We start from the raw sequence: 562 nt of genomic DNA, 5'->3' as shown, positions 1-562 counted from the left end.
CTGCCCCCGTGCCAACACAAACATTCCAACGATCATGGTGGCGGAGAAGATCTCTGACGCTATTTTGGAAGACGACCGGACGGGCCATTTCACGATCAGTCATCCTGCTGATAATCGTGCTCGGCAGGGCAGCAAAACCGTCTGCGGCAATGGACCTTTTTCAGTCGCTTCGGGTCCGGCAGAGATGCCAGCCGGCACAAAGTGACTAGCCGTGGCCTAACGTCATAGCGAGATGGCGGGTTTTCCGGCAGCTAATTGCGCATATTGGGACGAAACTTAACTGTCACATGAAGCTTTCAACAAAGACCTGCTGACATCAGCTCGAGCAGCCCGCATTTGCAGGATGAGCGTTACCGCGATGGCCCAGCTTCAACCATGTTCCGGCCTGTCGGCTTTGGCAACTTCACCTTCGAGGAGCTTGCAGGCCATCAAGAGATCGCGTCCCGCGGCGCGCTCGCGAGCGGCTTCGTAACGCCGAGCTACACGTGTATGGGGCGATGATTGTCAAGCCAGCTCTTGCTTCATATCATCCATCTCCTAGTTCGGCTGATTGGCGGCCATC

At 56.2% G+C, this 562-nt stretch carries 1 protein-coding gene; it reads left to right on the top strand.

The genetic code is table 11. From position 1 onward, the window contains the following. Positions 1-205: hypothetical protein (locus NKH02_RS34480; RefSeq protein WP_352884319.1), on the top strand; the 205-nt coding region annotated here is incomplete at its 5' end. Positions 206-562 lie beyond the last annotated feature (357 nt).

Origin of the sequence: Mesorhizobium sp. M1396 (assembly GCF_040317725.1) — a bacterium.
In the GTDB taxonomy this organism is placed as follows: domain Bacteria; phylum Pseudomonadota; class Alphaproteobacteria; order Rhizobiales; family Rhizobiaceae; genus Mesorhizobium.
This window is presented reverse-complemented; position numbering and strand designations above follow the sequence as displayed.